This is a genomic window from Streptomyces sp. NPDC013187 (genome assembly GCF_042899705.1).
Taxonomy (GTDB): domain Bacteria; phylum Actinomycetota; class Actinomycetes; order Streptomycetales; family Streptomycetaceae; genus Streptomyces; species Streptomyces hawaiiensis_A.
This window is the reverse complement of the sequence record NZ_JBIBAF010000009.1, coordinates 142,020-161,787: the sequence shown is the minus strand read 5'-3', so window position 1 is coordinate 161,787 and position 19,768 is coordinate 142,020. Positions and strand designations below refer to the sequence as shown.

The following is a 19,768-nucleotide window of genomic DNA, read 5'->3' as shown; positions in this document are numbered from 1 at the left end:
CACAGTCATGCAAACAGACAACTGTTGACAGTTTGCAGTCGGCGTCCTTACCGTCACCTCATCGAACCGCCTCACACAGGCGCCCTGGACGCACGGAGGACCAGTGACAACCAGCACGCCATCCGGAACCGCCACCGAGCGCCTGGACGCTCTCGGCTTCACGCTTCCCCGCGTCGGAGAAGGCGGGAAGTACGTGGAGCACCGGTCGCTGGGCTCCAGCGTCTACGTGTCCGGGCAGCTGCCGTTCAAGGACGGTGTGCTGCTGGGGCAGGGCATCGTCGGCCGGGACGTCGAGACAGGGGCGGCGCGGGATCTGGCGCGTCATGCGGTGCTCAACTGCCTTGCCGTCGCCGCGGATGCGGTGGGCGGCCTGGACCGGGTCCGGATCGTGCAGATGCTGGTCTTCGTCGCCAGTACGCCGGATCTCGGACAACAGTCACGTGTCGCCGACGCGGCGAGTGATCTGCTCATCGAGGTGCTCGGCGAGAACGGGCGGCATGCCCGCACCGCGATCGGTGTCGCGGGACTTCCGCTCAACAGTCCGGTCGAGATCCAGATGGTCTGCACGGCGCTGTAGAGACGCGCCGGCGTGAACGGCGGCTGCGACTCGTGTGGTGTTCGAGGTCGCCGGGACGTGCCGCAAGCCATATTCCAGACCGCTCATCCAAGGAGTGCAGCGTGCACCGGCTTCAACGAGCTCTCGACGCGCTGGTCGACCGGGTGGACACACCCGCGCCCATCGTGTTGATCGACGTCATGCAGCAGAACATCGACCGGATGCAGCACTTCGCCGTCCGGCACAACCTTCAGCTGAGACCTCACGTCAAGACGCACAAGTGCGTGGAGATAGGCAGACTCCAGATCGAGGCGGGGGCCGTCGGGATCACCGCCGGCAACGTCGGTGAGGCAGAGGTCTTCGCCGAGGCCGGCTTCGGCGACGTCTTCCTCGCCTATCCCGTCTGGCCGGCCGGTACCAAGGGTGAGCGGATCCGTCAGCTCGCCAGGATCACCCGGCTGCGGGTGGGGGCCGACAACGTCGCCGCCATCGACGCCCTCGCCGACGCCATGGGGGACGAGCCGGAACGGCTTCAGATCGTGGTGGAGGTCGACTGCGGGGCCGGCCGTTCGGGTGCGCCGCCCGAGACCGCGGGTGACCTCGCCCTCGCCGCCCGCAAGCGGGGGCTGGTGCCCGTAGGCGTCTACACCTACCCGGGGCACGGCAGCTCCGGCCCGGGTGTGCGCGAGCTTGCCGCACGGGACCAGGAGGTCGCGCTGACCGCCGCCGTGCGCAGCTTCGCCGGCGTCGGGATGACGGCCGAGGTGGTCAGTGCCGGCTCCACGCCCACGGTGGCGTTCTCCACCACCAGCCTGATCACCGAGATCCGTCCCGGCGAGTACGTCTTCTGCGACATGAACAACACTCGCCTCGGTGCCTGTGACGAGGACCAGATCGCGTTGTTCGTCGCGGCCACGGTGGTCAGCGACCGGGTTCCCGGTCAGGTCATCCTCGACATCGGTACCAAGGCCCTCGGCAGGGAGGGCAACCCGCGGCTGGGGTACGGGCAGATCGCCGGTATGAAGGCCGTGCTGTCCAAGCTCAACGAGTACCACGGCTTTCTCACCGTGCCCCCCGAGGAGCGGCGGCCCGGTGTCGGAACCGTTCTCCCGATGGTGCCCAACCACGTGTGCCCGATCGTGAACAACTTCGAGGAACTGGTCGTGACCGACTCGCAGGGCACGACGCTGCGGTGGCCGGTCGCGGCCCGGGGACTCCTCAGCTGAACGGCCCCGCTGCACCGCCTCACACCCCCCTTGTCCGACCCAGGAAAGAGTGGCTGAACATGAGACTCGACAAGCTCACGGCGCTGGTGACCGGAGCCGGCAGCGGCATCGGGGAGGCGGTGAGTTCCCACTTGGGCCGCGAGGGCGCACGGCTGCTCCTCACCGGCCGCAGGCCCGAGCTGCACACTGCCCGACCCGATGATCTGTACGTCCCCGGTGACCTCAACGACGAGGCGTTCGTCGCGAGCCTGGCTCAGCAGGCCGCCGACGTGGTGGGGACCGTCGACGTCGTCGTCCTCAACCATGGCCTCCAGGTCAGCGGCGCGCTCACCGAGATGGCGTACGAGGACGCGAAGAACGTGTTGCACAGCAACCTGCTCAGCGCGTTCCTGGTGATGAAGCACTTCGCGCCGCTCATGCCCGAGGCGGGCGGGTCGTTCGTCTGCGTCGGCTCACGGCTCGGCATGGTGGGCAAGGCCGACGAAGTGCTGTACTCGGCCGCCAAGGGCGGGCTCATCATGCTGGCCAAGGGTGCGGCCATCGAATGGGCTTCGCGCAACATCCGCGTCAACGTCGTCGCTCCGGGCCTGACCGTCACGCCCGTCATCGAGGCGTCGTTCCAGCGTCGGCCCGACCCCGTCGCACACCGACGCCAGCGAGAGGCCCAGATACCGCTCCAGCGCCTCGCGACCCCCGAGGAGATAGCGGACGCGGTCCTGTTCCTCGCCTCACCGGAGTCGTCCTACATCACCGGAGCGGTTCTTCCCGTGGACGGCGGTTACACCGCCTTCTGACCGCGCCCTGAGCGGGACCGTCCCGTCGTCGAGCAGGAGACTGCGTGGGTGGCCCGTCACGCCGCGAGCTGCCAGGGGCGCCTCCTCACGCGAGCGACGGCACAGCACATGCCGCCCGCTTCGGCAGGCGGTGGCGGCGATGATCTGCTCAAGCGGGAGGCTCAATGGTTCGCGGACCGCTAGGTTCTCGAGCGGTGGCTCACGTCGCGCTGCGGTGCGGTCGCCGTGGCGAGGCCGGTGTGAACGGTGTCATGGAGGCGCGAGGCTTCAGCCGGTTCCCCGACCGCAGCCCTGGCCGCCCGCTCCGCCGGCGTCTCCCGCGTGCTCACCCCGCGGGCGGTGCCTGCTTCTCCTCGCCGTCCTGGCTGGTCAGGGTCGCCACCGCGTCGTCGAAGTGCTTCTTCAGCGCTGCCAGGGCGCCCGGGGCGTCGCCGTCACGGATCAGCTCGCTGATCTTGCGGTGATTGACTTCGTCCGGGCTATGGGCCTTGTGGTGGTGCCGAGCCTCCTCGGTGGTGAGGGCGCCCATGCACAGACGGGTCTCGGAGATCACCGTGCTGAACATGCGCTGGAGCCGTTGGCTGCCGGAGGCGGCGACCAGGATGGTGTGGAACTCCAGGTCGTACTTCCTCGCCGTCTGCCAGTCCCCGGCCGCTTCGGCGGCAGCCTCCGCCCTGACGTTGCTGTCCAGTTCCTTGAAGGTCTCCTCCGACTTGGCGGAGGCGATGATGGACTGGACCGCTGCGGACTCCAGCGCCGTACGAGCCAGGTAGATGTCAGCGATGTCTTCCCTGGTGAGCAGCGGGACGGAGACCCTCCGGTGAGGCTCGCCGCGGAGCAGCCCCTCTTGGATCAGCCGCTGGATGGCCTCACGGATGGGCCCGCGGCTCACCCCGAAGCTCGTGGCCAGCTCTACCTCGCTGAGCTGTGTGCCGGCGGCGAGGGTCCCGTCGATGATGTCCTCCCTCAGGCGGTCGAGCACCATCGAGGCGAACGTCTCGCGAGGCAGGCGGACGGGCCTTGCAGACTCTTGACTCACAGGGCTTCCCTCTCGTTGATCACTGTCCGCGGCGCAGCGCCCTGAACGCTCGCAGCTGTCCCCTCGGTCCCAGTGGGCCGAGAGGTAAGGGGGTGGACTGTGTCTCGCGCTTGCGTCGGCTCTTCACATCCAGGCCCGGTCCGATCATGTTAATGCCGAGGGCGGGGACGACGGGGTCGCGCGCTACGACCCGGTCGCCCGAGTTGGTCGTGACCGATCGCCCTTCCCGTCCCTATCCGACACGGTCCTTGAACTTGTAGTAGGCGCCCGCGAAGGGCAGGAACCACGGCGGGCCGAAGTGGCCGGGGATTCGCGGGAAGGACAGGTCGCGCCAGGGGTTGGCGGTCGTCGTACCGTCCATGTACTCCGCCATCTGCTTGCCCATGTGGGTGGCCATCTGGACGCCGTGGCCGGAGTAGCCGACCGAGTAGAACAGCCCGTCCTGCTCACCGGCGTGCACCATCCGGTCCATGCTCATGTCGACCAGGCCACCCCAGCAGTAGTCGACGTGGGCCTGGGCGAGTTGCGGGAAGACCTCGGTCATCGCCTTGTGCAGAATGCGGCCGCTCTTCGCGTCGGACTGCGGTCCGGACATGGCGAACCGGGCGCGGCCGCCGAACAGCAGCCGGTGATCCGGGGTGATCCGGAAGTAGTTCAGCAGGTTCATGGACGTCGACGCCATCCGACGGGTCGGCAGGATCTGGTCGCAGAGGTCCTTGCCCAGTGGTTCGGTCACGATGATGAAGCTGCCGACGGGCGCGATCCTGACCTGAAGCCAGCGGAACGGCCGGCCGGTGTAGCCGCTGGTCGCGACGAGGACCTGGTCGGCCCGGACGGTCCCTCGCGCGGTGACCACCTCGTGCTTGGTGCCGCCCAGCCGCCGGACCTTCTCGACCGGTGCCTTCTCGTGGATCTCCGTGCCCGCCCGTGCCGCGGCCTCGCCCAGACCGCGCGTGTACTTGCCGACGTGCAGTCCGGCGCTCTTGGTGTCGACCATCGCGCCGTGGAAGGAGTCGGAGCCGATCTCCGAGTGGAGTTCACTCCTGGGCACCAGGCGGGTCGTGTCGAGCCCGATGCGGTCCAGCAATGCGTGGGTCTTGCGCAGGCCTTCGAAGTGAGCCGGCTTGGAGGCCAGGACCAGCTTGCCCGTACGGGCGAAGTCGCAGTCGATTTCTTCTTCGACGACCAGCTGCTCAATGGTGTCGACCGCGTCGTGGTAAGTCCCGAGGTACCGTCTCGCGGTCTCGAAGCCGTAGCGGGCGACCGCGTCACGGGTGCCGATCGACAGTCCTGTGGTGGCCATGCCGCCGTTACGGCCCGACGCGCCGAAGGCCACGGTGTCCTTCTCCAGGACCGCGACCTTCGCTCCCTTGCGGGCGAGATGGAGGGCCGCGGACAGCCCGGTCAGCCCTGCCCCGACCACCGCCACGTCCACGTCGCCGCTCACCTCGGTCCGGGAACGGTCAGGCCCCTGCGGGGCGGTATCGAGCCAGTACGGGGTGAACTTCATGGGAGTTTCTCCTGGTGGGACGGTCGGGGCGGTGGCCCCGTTGCCGGAATCTGACGATGGGGGAGGACAGATCCGGCGCGGATGGCGGCCCACGGCCGGGAAGCCGGCAGCCTGTCGCCGGGATGTCGGACGCGTCAGCAGCGATCCGCGGTACCCGCTCCGTAGGCGACGGGTCGCCGGCGTCGGACAGGACCACCGGCTATCAGTGGTCGCCCGTCTTCCTTGCATCTCGCGTCGCTCATCGAAGGCTCCCTTCCAGGGGCTTGTTCGGCTCGACCGTAGAGGGCAGCCTGTCAGCTGTCAACAGTTTGCAGGAAGGGGATCGGGGTGGCCTTCGTCGGAGTGGCGACGACCGGCGTCCGTGTGAGTCTCAGCCTCAAGAGCAGCGCGTTCTCTGCATGGAGACGCCAACCGGCCACCGTGCCCGGTAGGGCTGCGGCGAGTCCCACCGGGCGCACCGTGAGCGGCTGCCCCGGGCCATCACCCTGGAAGTCGGCAAGACGATCACGGAAGCCCGCAGCGAGGTCGACTACGCCGCGGCCTATTTCCGCTGGTACGCCGAGGAGGCGGTCCGCCGGCACGCACGGAGCACTCCCTTCCCGGACGGCAGGAGTCACATCGTCACCGTCGCCGAACCGGTCGGTCCCTGCCTGCTCATCACCCCGTGGAACGTGCCGTTGGTCATGGCCGCCCGCAAAGTCGCCGCCGCCCTGGCCGCAGGCCGCACCGCCGTGCTCAAACCGGCCGAACTCACCCCGCTGTCCTCCCTGGTGCTGGGCGAGCCGGCACGTGGGGCCGGCGCGCCTGAAGGCGTCCTCACCGTGATCACCAGCAGCGACGCGGCAGCGGTCACCACGGCGCTGCCGGCCGACCCCAGGCTGCGCATGTCCTTCACAGGGTCCACCCCGGTCGGCAGACTGCTGCTCCAGAGCGGTGCCCGAGTGCTGCGCACCTCGATGGAGCTGGGCGGCAACGCGCCGTTCCTGGTCTTCGACGACGCCGACATGGGCCGCGCGGTCGCCGAGATGATGGACGGCCGCCCCGAGGGCAACCCGCTGCGCGGCCTCGGCTTCCCCAGGGTCCCGGTCCCCTGTTTACAACGGCACCGCCCGGTTCCTGCCGTTCGGCGGCGCGTACGACCAGGCCAAGGACAAACTGAGCTGAACGGCGTAGGCCCCGGGCCGGCAGCCTCGCCCCGGTCCTCCAAGGTGAAACGGGGGGCTGTGTGCCCCCTCGCATCCGGATGGCCCCTCCGTCACGCGGCTACGACCAGGGCAGCACCAGCGCCCCCCAGGCGACGACCGGGCCGAGGGCGACGATCCCACCGGTGTAGCCGATGACCTGGCGGTAGAAGCGGCGGGGGTCCACCCCGCGGGCGTTGCTGAGGACGAGAGCGCCGTTGGTGGAGAAGGGCGAGGTGTCGACGATCGTCGTGGAGACGGCGAGAGCGGCGATCAGCCCGGCGGGACTGAGGTGACTGGAGAGCAGCAGCGGTACGGCGATCGGGATGATCGCGGTCAGGATCGCGGTGGAGGAGGCGAAGGCGGACGTGATGGCCACGGTGAAGCACAGCAGCAGGGCGACGGCGACCGGTGCGCCCAGGCCCGCCGCGTGCTCGGAGATGTTCGCGATGATGCCGGCCTTCTCCAGCATGGCGATGTAGGTCATCATGCCCGCGACCAGCAGCAGGGTGGACCAGCTGACGCCGTCCACGGCCTTCTCCTGCCGCTTCATGTCCACCAGGGCCAGCAGGGCACCGGCCGCGAGGGCGAGGAAGCCGATCTCCAGGTGGAAGCCGAGGGCGCCGATGACGAGGGCGGCCAGGCAGGCGAGGGTGAGCCACTGGCGCCAGTCGGGCCTGCCGGACACGGCGAGGTCCTGCTCCTCGGCCGTTTCCCCGGAACCCTCGGTCGGCGGGACGGGGCGTTTGGCCAGCAGCACGTAGGTGAGTGCCGAGAGCACCAGGTTGATCAGGAAGCTGGCGCTGAACAGTGTCACCGCGGAGACGTGCAGTTCGCTCTTGTCGACCAGACCGAGCACCAGCGCACCGGACACGGCGAGCGGGGAGAAGGCGCCCGCGTGTCCGCCGCTGATCACCATCATGCCCACGACCAGCGGGTTGAGCTTGTAGCGGTAGGCGAAGTTCATGCCGATCGGTGCGAGGATCGCGACCGCGGCCGGGGTGAAGGTGCCGAACGCCGTCAGCAGGGCGGCCACCAGGAACAACACCCAGGGGATGAGGGCGACCTTGCCGCGCACCAGCCGTACCCCGGCCGCGACCAGCCGGTCGATGGTGCCGTTGCGACGGGCGACGGAGAACAGGTAGGTGACCCCGACGATGGTGACGAAGAGCTTCGCCGGGAACCCTGCGAAGATCTCGTCCTCGGTGAGGCCGAGCGAGGCTGTGCCGACGGCGAAGGTGGCGACGAAGGCGAGGATGCCCAGGTTGATCGGCAGCACCGTGCCGACCACGAACATCACCAGCAGCGCGCCTATGGAGATCACTTCAGCAGACATCTTCGTCCTTGGTGCGATGGGGGAGGGGAGCGCCCCGGGGGCGCGAGGGTGTCCCGGTGCGGACGGCTGGGGGACCGGCCGACCGAGGTGATGTCCGTCCCGTTTCAGGCGGCTTGGGTGCGGCCTGTTCCCGGGACGTGGACGCGGTTCGTTCCCGGGACGTGGAGGCGGCCGGTTTCCGGGACGTAGATACGCGCGTCGGCGAGCAGTCGTGCCGCGCGTTGCACGGTGACCCGCCGCGGCAGGTCGTCCCGTATGTCGGTGCAGCGGACTGCGACGATGCCGGCGGGGGTGCCGAGACGCAGCCATTCGTCGGTCGGGCCGCCCGCCGTCCGGCAGACCACGGAGTCCTCGACGAGCCCGGCCGCCGCGACGGCGACGGCGGAGGTCAGGCCGATAGCGGGGTGCGGGGCGTTCATGCTCAGCATGCGTACCGAGATGTCGTAGGTTTCGGCGGCGATCTGCTCCCCGAGGGTGGTGGTGTACGACACCGGCGGGCCCACCAGACCCACCTTGGGCACCGCGTCGCCCGGTTCTTCGCCCGGCTCGACCAGACCCATCAACGGTGCGGCGGTATGACGCACGGTGCGCAGCCAGGGCACGTCCGCGCCCATCCGTTCCAGTGGCTCGGCGCCGGTGCGTCCGGAGCCGAGGGCGTCGACGAGGACGACGGGCGCTCCGGCGTCCACCATGCTCACCCGTACCGGCTCGGCGGCAGCGATCGGCAGATCCTGCACGGCCTGCCCGGTGGGAAGCAGTGAACCGGTGGTGCCGCCGGCCGGATCGCGGAAGGTGAGGCCGACGGCGACCCCGCCGGCACGGGTGCCGGGTACGGTCTGGCGGCCGAAGTGGTGTACGACGCCACCGGTGGTGTCCACGAGCCCTTCGAGGACCGCGCCGGTGTTGGTGTTGCGCATCACCACACGGGTCCGGTCGCCGGTGATCGCCACCATGCCCTTCGCGACCGCGTACAGGGCGACGCCTGTCGCGCAGTTGCCACAGTTGCTCGTCCACTCGACCGAGCCCGTGCCGATGCCTATCTGGGCGAAGAGATAGTCCACGTCCACGCCGGGTTCGGGTGCGGCGCCGACCACCGCCGCCTTCGAGGTGGTGGGGGTCGCCCCGCCCACACCGTCCAGTTCCACGGGATCGGTGGCGCCGTACGCGGAGACCAGCAGCTTCTCCAGTTCGCCACGGCCGGCGGGGACGTCGACCTGGTTGAACAGCCAGCACTTGCTGGTGCCGCCACGCACCAGGGTCGCGGGAGTGTGCACGTCTGAGCTCTTCCTTGATCGACGAGGGGGAAGGAAAGGCCGAGGCGGTGGGTGACGGGCGCATTGCGGGCCGGTGAACCGCTCGGCGATTGCGGAGACCTTCGCAGAGGCGTGACTTCGGAACAATCGCAGTTCGCTTCACCTGGGTTTAGCTCAGCTAAAGTCGTAAGCATGCTGAACGTGCGCCGGCTGCTGCTCCTCACTGAGGCCACCGAACGCGGGTCGCTCACCGCCGCCGCGGAGGCTCTGGGCATGACCACGTCCGCCGCCTCACAGCAGATGTCCCTGCTCGAGCAGGAGGCGGGACAGCCCCTGATCGAGCGGCTGCCACGCGGGATCCGCCCCACTCCGGCGGGTGCCGCGCTGGCCGAGCGGGGTCAGGCGATCCGCCGTGAACTGCGCGCGGCACAAGCCGACTTGGACTCCTTCACGGCCCTCGACCAGGGCACGTTGCGGCTGGGTTCCTTCCCCACGGCGAGCGCGTCGCTGCTGCCGCTCGCCCTCACCCGCTTCCGTCGCCGTCACGCCGGCATCCGTATCGAGGTACGTGCCGGGGTCCTCGCCGAACTCCGGGAAATGCTGCACACCGGCGAGGTGGAACAGGGTCTGCTCTGGGACTACGAGTGGAACCGCCTCGACGATCCGGCGCTCACCCTCACCCACCTCCTGGACGACCCCACGGTGCTGGTCGTCCCCGCCGACTCGCCCCTTCGCAGCCACCCCTCGGTGCGCCTGGGCGACCTCGCCGACCAGGAGTGGATCATCCGCGCCGACAACCACCCCGTCACCGACGTCCTGCGCCGCAGCTGCCGCCGGGCGGGCTTCGAGCCGCGCATCGCCTACTCGTCGCACGACTACCAGGAGGCACAGGCCATGGTCGCGGCCGGTCTCGGCATCGCCCTCGCCCCCCGTCTGGCCCTCACCAGCCGTCGCAGCGACGTGCGTCTCCTGCCGTTCGCCTCCGACGTACCGGCCCCCACCCGCCGCATCCTGCTCGCCCGCGCCACGGCCCGCCCCGCCACTCCACCCGCCCAGGCGATGGCCCGCGTCCTGCGCACGGTGGCGCAGCGGTTCACGGCCCCCGGCCTGCACCGGGCCCAGCTCGGCGCGGTGCGACGCGGCTGAGGCAGGCCCGGGCCTCGGACACCCAGCGGCGGAGGACACGCAGGCCGGGCGCAGCCGCCACGCCCAGTCGGCTTCCCTACGTCTTGACGATGAAAGAGCGCGCACCTACGTTCCCCTACACCGCTCCCGATCGGTCGATCTCCCGAAACTTTCGTTGTGAAGGGAGCGCTCCCACGCTCACCCCCCAGGCGAAGAGAGCAGCCGCCGGGACGAGCGGCGCCCCCTGCGAAGGAGGAACCATGTCGTCACACCGCAATGGATCCAGCACCCCTGGGCCGGAATCTCCAAGTCGCCGTGCCCTGCTGGCGACGATGGGCGCTCTGCCCGTCCTCGCGGCCACGTCACCGGCCGTCGGAGCACCTCGCACACCGTCGGTCGCGGCTGCGCTGATCGTCGACCCGTCGGCGACGCGGCAGACGATCCGGGGATTCGGCGGCATGAACCACCCGCTCTGGATCGGCGACCTGACATCCGCTCAGAGGGAAACGGCCTTCGGCAACGGCGAAGGACAGCTCGGTTTCTCGGTGCTCAGAATCTTCGTCTCCGAGGACCGGGCGAACTGGAACCGCGAAGTCGCGACGGCCAGGCGTGCGATCGAACTCGGGGCGACCGTCTTCGCATCGCCCTGGAATCCCCCCGCTCACATGGTCGAGACCTTCGTCCACGGCCAGCAGACCGACGCGAAGCGGCTCCGCTCCACCATGTACGGCGCCTATGCGCAGCACCTGAACGACTTCGTCGGCTTCATGCGGAACAACGGAGTGAACCTGTATGCCATCTCCGTGCAGAACGAGCCCGACTACGCTCACGACTGGACGTGGTGGACTCCGGGCGAGATGACCAGGTTCCTGCGGGAGAACGCCGGGTCGATCAGTACCAAGGTCATCGCTCCTGAGTCCTTCCAGTATGTGAAGAGCTTCTCGGACCCGATCCTCAACGACGCCAGAGCCCTCGCCAACGTGGACATCCTCGGGGCGCACCTCTACGGCACACCGTTCCAGAACTTCCCCTACCCCCTCTTCAAGCAGAAGGGCGGGGGCAAAGAACTGTGGATGACGGAGGTCTACTACCCCAACAGCAGCGATTCGGCCGATCTCTGGCCCCAGGCACTCGGTGTTGCGGAGCACGTCCACCGCGCGATGGTGGACGCCGAGTTCCAGGCCTACGTGTGGTGGTACATCCGGCGCGGCTACGGACCCATGCGGGAGGACGGCCGGATCAGCAAGCGCGGTGCCGGCATGGCGCACTTCTCCAAGTTCGTCCGCCCAGGGCACGTACGCATCGCGGTGACGCCGAATCCCCAGCCGAACGTCTACATCTCGGCATACAAGGGGAGCGGCTCCCGGTTGGTCATCGTCGCCGTCAACAAGGGAACCGCGGGAGTGAGCCAGCAGTTCGTCCTGCAGAACAACACCTCGTCCGGGGTGTCGTCCTGGCTGACGGACGCGAGCAGGAATCTCGCATTCCAGAGCAGGATCACCGTGTCGAACGGTTCCTTCACCGGTCAGCTTCCCGCTCAGAGCGTGACAACTTTCGTGACCGGCTGAGGATCCCCCTGCGGGCACTCGGTGCCCCCGCTTCTCATGGCCGTCTCGATGCGCCCCTCAGGGCCGTTTCGACGCGCGCACGCCCCATTCCCACACCCCGGCTATCGGGCGACGGGCTTCTTGACGCGGGCGGACTCGTCCTGCAGGAGCAGGGAGAGCAAGGAAGCCACGGGCAGGCCGGCTTCGGCCGGGTGGCGCAACACCTTGTCCGGCTCGATGCGGTAGATGTTCGTGCGTCCGTCCCGGGTGTGCGAGAGATAACCGTCCTGCTCCAGATCGGCGATGATCCGCGAGACGGCGCGTTCCGTGAGACGGCAGCGGGCAGCGATGTCACGGATGCGGACGTTCGGGTTGTCGGCAATGACTGCCAGTACACGCGCGTGGCTGGTGATGAACGTCCATCCGCTGTGGGACTCGGGCACTCCGACCATGCCGAGCATTTTAGAGGAGTGCGTTGCCGGAACGTAGATACGTGACATACTTTTCATGCAACATATGACGTGCTCCCCTCGGGGAATCACAGAAGGAGCCCGACCATGCCCTGGGACGAGGCCGGCATGCCGGCGCTCACGCGCGACACCGGCGCAGAGACGCAGCCGGGACAGCTCGCCGCGCCCGCCTCGGAAGGGGCCCCGGTGCTGCAATACGAATGGCGCGGGGCCTGGGTCGTCGTCGCCCGCGGCTCCTACGACATGGACTCGATCACGTCATTGGCGGACGCGCTGGCGGTCGCGGTCAGGGAGCATCCGAAGGTGATCCTGGACGCCTCCGGCATCACCTTCGCCGACTCGACCCTGCTGAATCTGCTGATCCTCACCCACCAGGCGGGCACCCTGCGGATCGTGGCGCCGTCGGCGCAGTTGCAGCGGCTCTGCGAGATCACTGGAGTCGACATGCTCCTGGAGACCCGGGATTCCGTCGACGACGCCGCCGCCTCCTGAGCGGGGCGGCCTCGCTCCAGAGGCACATCCCCGGTCCGCCTGCCGGCGCCGTCGACGGGTTCGGGGCGCGCTGACGCAGTTCGGCCGACGACGGTGGCTGCTGCTTTGTTCAGGGCTTGAAACGTGGGTTAACCTGCGGCGTATTTCCACATCGCATACACATCTGTGACCGTGGAACACGCTTGCATGACAACCGGGCCGCACATCGGCCCGGGGGGTTCCGAGTCCTCGGCTTCGAGGGCTCTTGGGGAGCGGAACGAGGGTGCGCATGACCAGCGACAGCACTGGGGTCGTCGATGCGGTGCCGGGTGACCAGGAGCTGCGTCGGCTGCTGGCCGGCCTGACAGCCGTTCGCGACGGGGACTTCGGTACCCGGCTGCCGGACGACGCGGACGGCCTCATGGGCGACATCGCCACGGTCTTCAACGGCATGGTCGACCAGCTGTCCGTGTTCACCTCCGAAGTCACGCGGGTGGCGCGTGAGGTCGGCACCGAGGGCACGCTCGGCGGGCAGGCGGAGGTGCCGGGCGTCTCGGGCACCTGGGCCGACCTGACCGACTCGGTGAACGCGATGGCGGGCAACCTGACCACCCAGGTCCGCGACATCGCCCAGGTGGCCACGGCGGTTGCCAAGGGCGACCTCTCGCAGAAGATCGACGTGCCCGCCCGGGGCGAGATCCTTCAGCTGAAGGAGACCGTCAACACGATGGTCGACCAGTTGTCCGCGTTCGCCGACGAGGTCACGCGCGTGGCCCGTGAGGTCGGCAGCGAGGGACGGCTCGGCGGCCAAGCGCAGGTGCCCGGCGTGGCGGGCGTCTGGCGTGACCTCACCGACTCCGTGAACCACATGGCGGGCAACCTCACCAGCCAGGTCCGCTCCATCGCCCAGGTCACCACAGCGGTCGCGGAGGGCGACCTCTCGCAGAAGATCACCGTGGACGCGCGCGGGGAGATTCTGGAGCTGAAGAGCACCATCAACACGATGGTCGACCAGTTGTCCGCGTTCGCCGACGAGGTCACGCGGGTCGCCCGTGAGGTCGGCACCGAGGGGCGCCTCGGCGGCCAGGCGGACGTCAAGGGTGTCAAAGGCACCTGGCGCGACCTCACCGACTCGGTGAACTTCATGGCGGGCAACCTCACCGGCCAGGTCCGCAACATCGCCCTGGTGGCCACGGCGGTGGCCAAGGGCGACCTCTCGCAGAAGATCACCGTGGACGCGCGCGGAGAGATTCTGGAGCTGAAGAGCACCATCAACACGATGGTCGACCAGCTGTCGGCCTTCGCCGACGAGGTCACGCGGGTCGCCCGTGAGGTCGGCACAGAGGGGCGCCTCGGCGGCCAGGCACAGGTGCGCGGGGTGTCGGGGACCTGGAAGGACCTCACCGACAACGTCAACGTCATGGCGTCGAACCTGACCGGCCAGGTCCGCTCCATCGCCCAGGTCGCCACCGCCGTGGCGCGCGGCGACCTGTCGCAGCGGATCACCGTCGAGGCGGCGGGCGAGGTCGCGGCGCTGGCCGAGGTCATCAACACGATGGTCGACACGCTGTCGGCCTTCGCCGACGAGGTCACGCGCGTCGCCCGCGAGGTCGGCACCGAGGGACGACTCGGCGGCCAGGCACACGTGCCGAACGTCGCCGGCACCTGGAAGGACCTCACCGACAACGTCAACTCCATGGCCAACAACCTCACCGGCCAGGTGCGCAACATCGCGCTCGTGACGACCGCGGTGGCCCGGGGCGACCTGTCGAAGAAGATCGACGTGGACGCCCGCGGTGAGATCCTCGAACTCAAGACGACGATCAACACGATGGTCGACCAGCTGTCCGCGTTCGCCGACGAGGTCACTCGAGTCGCCCGCGAGGTCGGCACCGAGGGACGGCTCGGCGGACAGGCCGAGGTCGAGGGCGTCTCCGGCACCTGGAAGCGCCTGACGGAGAACGTCAACGAACTCGCGGGCAACCTGACCCGTCAGGTGCGGGCCATCGCCGAGGTCACCAGCGCCGTCGCCGAGGGCGACCTGACCCGGTCGATCAACGTGGAGGCGTCCGGCGAGGTCGCCGAGCTCAAGGACAACATCAACTCGATGGTGGAGTCCCTGCGCGAGACCACCCGGGCCAACCAGGAGCAGGACTGGCTCAAGACGAACCTCGCCAGGATCTCGAGCCTGATGCAGGGCCACCGCGACCTGCCCGTGGTCGCCGAGCTGATCATGGACGAGCTGGTCCCGCTGGTGTCGGCCCAGTACGGAGCCTTCTACCTCGCCGAGGACGGGGACGACGGGCCCGAACTGCGGCTCGTGGGCTCCTACGGCTACCCGGAGGAGAGCACCAGGCCCGCCCGCATCGCCTTCGGCCGCACCCTGGTCGGACAGGCAGCGCGCAGCCGGCGCACCATCATGGTGGAGGAGCTGCCGGACGGCTACGTCACCATCTCCTCCGGCCTCGGCCAGGTGGTGCCGTCCGCGCTGGTGCTGCTGCCCATCGTGGTGGAGGGCCAGGTCCTCGGCGTCATCGAGCTGGCGTCGGTCACACGCTTCACCCAGATCCACCGGGACTTCCTGGCGCAGCTGATGGAGACCATCGGCGTCAACGTCAACACCATCGTGGCCAACGCCCGCACCGACGAGCTGCTGGTCGAGTCCCAGCGCCTCACCGTCGAACTCCAGGCCCGCTCCACCGAGTTGCAGGTGCAGCAGGAGGAACTGCAGCGCTCCAACGCGGAACTGGAGGAGAAGGCCTCTCTGCTGGTCGCGCAGAACCGGGACATCGAGGCGAAGAACCTGCAGATCGAGCAGGCTCGCCAGGAGCTGGAGACCCGTGCCCAGCAGCTGTCGTTGGCCTCGAAGTACAAGTCGGAGTTCCTGGCCAACATGAGCCACGAACTGCGCACCCCGCTCAACAGCCTGCTCATCCTGGCCCAGTTGCTCGCGCAGAACCCGTCCCGCAACCTCACGCCCAAGCAGGTCGAGTACGCGCAGATCATCCACTCCGCCGGTTCGGACCTGCTGCAGCTGATCAACGACATCCTCGACCTGTCGAAGGTCGAGGCCGGGAAGATGGACGTCACACCCGAGCGGGTGACGCTGCGACAGCTCATCGAGTACGTCGAGGCCACCTTCCGGCCGATGACGACGCAGAAGAGCCTGGAGTTCACGGTGACGACCGCACCCGGCGCGCCCGCCGACGTGCTCACGGACGACTCCCGGCTGCGGCAGGTGCTGCGCAACCTCCTGTCGAACGCCGTGAAGTTCACCGAGCAGGGCGGCGTGGAACTGAGCATCGAGCCCGCCTCGGACGACGAGGTGCCCGAGGGTGTGGTGCGAGGCGCCGCCGTGGTCGCCTTCCGGGTCAAGGACACCGGCATCGGCATCCCGGAGCAGCACCTGGAGACGATCTTCGGTGCCTTCCAGCAGGCGGACGGCACGACCAGCCGCAAGTACGGCGGCACCGGCCTGGGCCTGTCCATCACGCGGGAGATCGCCCAACTGCTCGGCGGCGCCGTCTCGGTGCACAGCACGCCGGGTCAGGGCAGTACGTTCACGCTGTTCCTGCCCGTGGCCCGTCCCGACTTCGAGGAACTGCTCCACTCCGGCAGGCCCCTGGAGCGCGTCTCGGCGGAGCCCGTACCGGAGGGACTGTCCGGCTCGGTGCCGGTGCCCCAGATCGGGCCCGGCCCCCGGCCCCGGCGTCTGCTCGTCGTGGAGGAGCGGTCGCGCGGTCTGCTGACCCTCGTCGCGGAAAGCGTGGTCGCCGACCTGACGCACGGCCGCGCCGACGGTGCTCAGCGTCCCGCGGTCGACATCATCACCGCCGTCGGAGCGCAGGAGGCGGCCGGTGCCCTCGCGTCCGAGCCGTGTCACTGCGTCGTCCTGGAGCTGGGCATGCCCCACGACGAGGCGTCCCGCTTCCTCCAGGCCTTGGAGGGCGACTCGGCGCTGACGAGCGTTCCGGTGCTGGTCCACAGCAGCCACCCCGCGGACGTGCCCCTGGACGAGACGCTGCGCTCCCGCTCGGCGGACGGCGCACTGGAGTTGCTGTCCAGCCTCGACGAACTGCGCGAGCGCATCGCCCTGCACCTGTCCGCGGAGGAACCCGGGGACGTGCTCTCCCTCGTCCGGACGGAAGGGCCGCAGCACCTGACGCCGCCCGCCGTCCATGACACGGCGGCCGGCCGCACCGTCCTCGTCGTCGACGACGACGCGCGGAACCTCTTCGCCCTGAGCGGGATCCTGGAGCTGCACGGATTCCGCGTCCTGCACGCCGAGAACGGGCGCAGAGGCATCGAGACACTGGTGAACAACCCGGACATCGCCCTCGTGCTGATGGATGTGATGATGCCGGAGATGGACGGTTACACCGCGACGGCCGAGATCCGCCGGATGCCGCAGTACGCCGAGCTGCCCATCATCGCCGTCACGGCGAAGGCGATGCCGGGTGACCGGGACAAGAGCCTCGCCTCCGGGGCGAGCGACTACGTCACCAAGCCCGTCGACACGCGCGACCTCATGGCCTGCGTCCGCCGCTGGCTGCCCGCATGAGCACACCGACGCCCGGCCCTCGCACCGGCGGACCGGGCGCCCCGCAGCGCCAGTCGTACCGCGCCCCAGGGCACTCCAGCCGAGGAGCTTCCACACCGTGAGCATGTCCGAGCAGCCGCGCGAGCCGGGTCGGGGCGGTGAGCCGCAGCGCGGCTCGGCCGCAGATCCGCAGTCTTCGCTGCCGTCGGTGACCTCCGACGCGTCGCCCCCGGCCGCGGACGGGGAATCCCGATCCTCCGACGAACAGGCGGCGGCCCCCAGCGGGCCATCGCGGGACGTCGACGGTCCGTCGGAGTCCCGCGACGAACAGCCCGACGACCTCGAAAACCCCTCACCCGCCTCTCCGGTGGGCCGGCTCGCCGCCACCGTGGAACGGCTCAGCCGGGAGGTGCGGGCCGCCCAGGCGGAGGCCGAAGGGCGTGCCCTGATCGAGCTCGCCAAGGGCGTCCTGGTCGAGCGGCTGCAGTGCGGCCCGGCCCAGGCCGCCCGCCAGCTCACCCAGTTGGCCGAGCAGGCCCAGGTCACCCCCCTGGAACTCGCCGTCGACGTCATCAACCAGGCAGCCCGGGACCGGATGTCCGAGGTGACGGACGCCTTCCTCGCCGCCACCAGGGCCGCAGACGAGGCGGAGACCGAGTCGGCCGCCGTGCGCCTGCGCGCGGCCGAGAGCGGCGTACTGGCGGCGGACGACGCCCAAGCCGTGGCGGACGCCCTGCTGGAGCAGGCGCTGCGCCCGCTCGGCGCGGTGGCGGTGGCCGTCTGGGCCGTGGGCGCCGACGGTTCGCTCACCCTGGCGGGCAGCGCCGGTTTCTCGCCGGCCGAGGCGGAGCGCTGGCGCTACGTCCCGCCGGACGTGGTGACCGTGGCACGACGGGGACTCATCGAGCGCGAGGGGCAGTGGATCACCACCCTCGGCGCGACCGGACTGCCCACCATCGGCCTGCACCACCATCCGGACGGCGGCCGGGCCGCCCTGCCCGCGGGCACCGGAGGCCGTATCCACGGTGTGCTGGAGATCGCCTGGCCGACCCCGCTGGCGCCGCAGCCCCCGCAGATCGTCCGGCAGACGGAGGCGCTGGCCGAACTGTGCGCCCACACCCTGGAGATGTACACGCCGCCACAGGGAGCGGCCAAGGAGCCGCGCCTGCTGCCGGACGCCGCCGAGCTGATGGACCTGGCCGACGGGCTGTACGACCCCGCCCTAGTCCTGGTGCCGCATCTGGACGGTGACGGGCACCTGGTGGACTTCCGCATCCAGCACGCGAACAACCACTTCCTGGACCCGGCAGGCAGGTCGCGGGCGGTCGTGAACGGCGCGCTGCTTCTGGAGGCCTACCCCATGGCCGCCGGGGACAGCGAGTTGTTCCAGCGCGTCGAGCGCGTCTACGCCACCGGTGAACCCTTCCGGGCCCGCCGCATGAACCTCACCGCCCTCGTCGACGAGGTCCCCCTCTCGGCGGTCGCCGACATCAGCATCAGCCGCCACGGCATGTCCGTCCTCCTCATCTGGCGCATCGAGGACGAGACGGCACGACTGGCCAGTCTGCTTCAGCACGCCCAACGGCTGGGTCGCATCGGCGGGTTCGAGGAGAACGTACTCACCGGCGAGATCACCTGGAACGGGCAGCTCTTCGACCTGTACGGGCGCCCGCAGACGAGCACCCCGGTGCCTCTGGAAGAGCTGCCGGCCCATGCGCACCCGGACGACGCCGTCTCCATCCGCCGTTTCCTGCGCACGCTGCTGCACCACCAGCGGCCGGCGGCCGCCGCCTTCCGGCTGCAGCGGCCGGACGGGGTGACCCGTCACATCCGGATCGTCGCCGAACCCGTGCTCGACACCGACGACCGGCTGCTCCTGGTGCGCGGCGCCTGCCAGGACATCTCGGCCCAGCACTGGACCGAGGTGGCGCTCGCCGCCACCCGCGACCAGCTGGCGCACACCGAGCAGCAGGCGACCGAACGCAACCGGCTGACCCTGCAGTTGCAGCACGCCATCATGCCTCCCACCCAGGCGCCGTTGCAGGTGTCCGGCCTGCAGGTCGCCGTGCGCTACCGGCCGGCGGAGACCGAGCAACTGGTGGGCGGCGACTGGTACGACGCCGTCGTCCTGCCGTCCCGGAAGGTGCTGCTGTGTGTCGGGGACGTGGCCGGGCACGGCATAGAGGCCGCCACCAGCATGGTCGTCCTGCGCAACGCGTTGCGCGGCCTGGCGGTGACCGGTGCCGGGCCGGGGCAGTTGCTGTCGTGGCTCAACATCGTGGCGCACCATCTGACGGGTGCCGTCACGGCGACGGCGGTGTGCGGCCTGTACGACCCGGTCCGGCGGACGCTGCGCTGGGCCCGGGCTGGTCACCTGCCGCCCGTGCTCGTCCGTGACACCGAAGCGGCCCCCTTGCCTCTGGTCAAGGGTCTGCTGCTGGGCGCCGTACCCGAGGCCGTCTACGAGGAGACCGAGCTGCAACTGGCCCCGGGGGACACCCTGTTGATGTACACGGACGGTCTGGTCGAACGACGCGACCGGCCGGTGGAGGAGTCCCTGACCCACCTCCTGACCACCGCCCGCGCGGCGCCCAGCACCCTCGACCAGCAGCTGGACCGCCTGCTGACCTACAGCAAGTCGGACACCGACGACGACACGTGCATCGTGGGCATCCGGGTCGGCTGAGGGGCGAGCGCGATGAGGTGCGGGGAGTGGCTGT

Annotated in this window: 14 protein-coding genes; 9 read left to right on the top strand and 5 right to left on the bottom strand. The window is 69.6% G+C overall.

Annotated elements, in window-relative coordinates:
* Positions 1 to 103: 103 nt before the first annotated feature.
* The 3 genes from ACFY5B_RS20665 to ACFY5B_RS20655 all read left to right on the top strand — a co-directional run bounded on the left by ACFY5B_RS20665 (position 104) and on the right by ACFY5B_RS20655 (position 2,576).
* Positions 104 to 577, top strand: coding sequence for a RidA family protein (locus ACFY5B_RS20665; RefSeq protein ID WP_389971197.1), 474 nt, complete (start codon positions 104 to 106; stop codon positions 575 to 577).
* 101 nt (positions 578 to 678) lie between these two features.
* Positions 679 to 1,782, top strand: coding sequence for an alanine racemase (locus ACFY5B_RS20660; RefSeq protein WP_389971195.1), 1,104 nt, complete (start codon positions 679 to 681; stop codon positions 1,780 to 1,782).
* Positions 1,783 to 1,841: 59 nt separating this feature from the next.
* Entirely contained in the window at positions 1,842 to 2,576 is a 735-nt protein-coding gene (locus ACFY5B_RS20655) for an SDR family NAD(P)-dependent oxidoreductase (RefSeq protein ID WP_389971193.1), read from the top strand.
* A gap of 325 nt (positions 2,577 to 2,901) precedes the next feature.
* Here the strand turns inward: ACFY5B_RS20655 and ACFY5B_RS20650 are convergent, their stop codons facing one another.
* Entirely contained in the window at positions 2,902 to 3,561 is a 660-nt protein-coding gene (locus ACFY5B_RS20650; protein ID WP_389971191.1) for a GntR family transcriptional regulator, read from the bottom strand.
* A 286-nt stretch (positions 3,562 to 3,847) separates the two neighbouring features.
* Positions 3,848 to 5,125, bottom strand: coding sequence for an NAD(P)/FAD-dependent oxidoreductase (locus ACFY5B_RS20645; RefSeq protein WP_389971189.1), 1,278 nt, complete (start codon positions 5,123 to 5,125; stop codon positions 3,848 to 3,850).
* 467 nt (positions 5,126 to 5,592) lie between these two features.
* On the opposite strand from ACFY5B_RS20645, the gene ACFY5B_RS20640 reads away from it, so the two are divergent.
* Positions 5,593 to 6,465 carry an aldehyde dehydrogenase family protein gene (locus ACFY5B_RS20640; RefSeq protein ID WP_389971623.1) on the top strand — a complete coding sequence of 291 codons (873 nt, stop codon included), beginning with the start codon at positions 5,593 to 5,595 and terminating at the stop codon, positions 6,463 to 6,465.
* On the opposite strand, the gene ACFY5B_RS20635 is transcribed toward ACFY5B_RS20640, so the two are convergent.
* Positions 6,389 to 7,630 (bottom strand): SLC13 family permease, encoded by a 1,242-nt coding sequence (locus tag ACFY5B_RS20635; RefSeq protein WP_389971621.1) that lies wholly within the window; start codon positions 7,628 to 7,630, stop codon positions 6,389 to 6,391. The genes ACFY5B_RS20640 and ACFY5B_RS20635 overlap by 77 nt on opposite strands.
* A 116-nt stretch (positions 7,631 to 7,746) precedes the next feature.
* On the bottom strand, positions 7,747 to 8,916 hold the full coding sequence (locus tag ACFY5B_RS20630; RefSeq protein WP_389971187.1) for a PrpF domain-containing protein: 1,170 nt from the start codon (positions 8,914 to 8,916) through the stop codon (positions 7,747 to 7,749).
* Between the two features lie 171 nt (positions 8,917 to 9,087).
* Between ACFY5B_RS20630 and ACFY5B_RS20625 the strand changes: the two genes are divergently transcribed.
* Both ACFY5B_RS20625 and ACFY5B_RS20620 read left to right on the top strand, forming a co-directional pair.
* Positions 9,088 to 10,041: a LysR family transcriptional regulator gene (locus ACFY5B_RS20625; RefSeq protein ID WP_389971185.1), complete on the top strand. Its 954-nt coding sequence runs from the start codon at positions 9,088 to 9,090 to the stop codon at positions 10,039 to 10,041.
* 311 nt (positions 10,042 to 10,352) lie between these two features.
* Entirely contained in the window at positions 10,353 to 11,588 is a 1,236-nt protein-coding gene (locus ACFY5B_RS20620) for a glucuronoxylanase (RefSeq protein WP_389971183.1), read from the top strand.
* A gap of 101 nt (positions 11,589 to 11,689) precedes the next feature.
* Here ACFY5B_RS20620 and ACFY5B_RS20615 read toward each other — a convergent pair whose 3' ends face one another.
* A complete protein-coding gene (locus ACFY5B_RS20615; RefSeq protein WP_389971181.1) occupies positions 11,690 to 12,019 on the bottom strand; it encodes a helix-turn-helix transcriptional regulator in 330 nt (109 codons plus the stop codon).
* Between the two features lie 105 nt (positions 12,020 to 12,124).
* Between ACFY5B_RS20615 and ACFY5B_RS20610 the strand changes: the two genes are divergently transcribed.
* From ACFY5B_RS20610 to ACFY5B_RS20600, 3 genes are all read left to right on the top strand, one after another.
* Positions 12,125 to 12,529: an STAS domain-containing protein gene (locus ACFY5B_RS20610; protein ID WP_389971179.1), complete on the top strand. Its 405-nt coding sequence runs from the start codon at positions 12,125 to 12,127 to the stop codon at positions 12,527 to 12,529.
* Between the two features lie 268 nt (positions 12,530 to 12,797).
* Positions 12,798 to 17,069, top strand: a complete 4,272-nt coding sequence (locus tag ACFY5B_RS20605) for a HAMP domain-containing protein (protein WP_389971177.1) — start codon at positions 12,798 to 12,800, stop codon at positions 17,067 to 17,069.
* 97 nt (positions 17,070 to 17,166) lie between these two features.
* Positions 17,167 to 19,734 carry a SpoIIE family protein phosphatase gene (locus ACFY5B_RS20600; RefSeq protein WP_389971175.1) on the top strand — a complete coding sequence of 856 codons (2,568 nt, stop codon included), beginning with the start codon at positions 17,167 to 17,169 and terminating at the stop codon, positions 19,732 to 19,734.
* Positions 19,735 to 19,768: the final 34 nt, after the last annotated feature.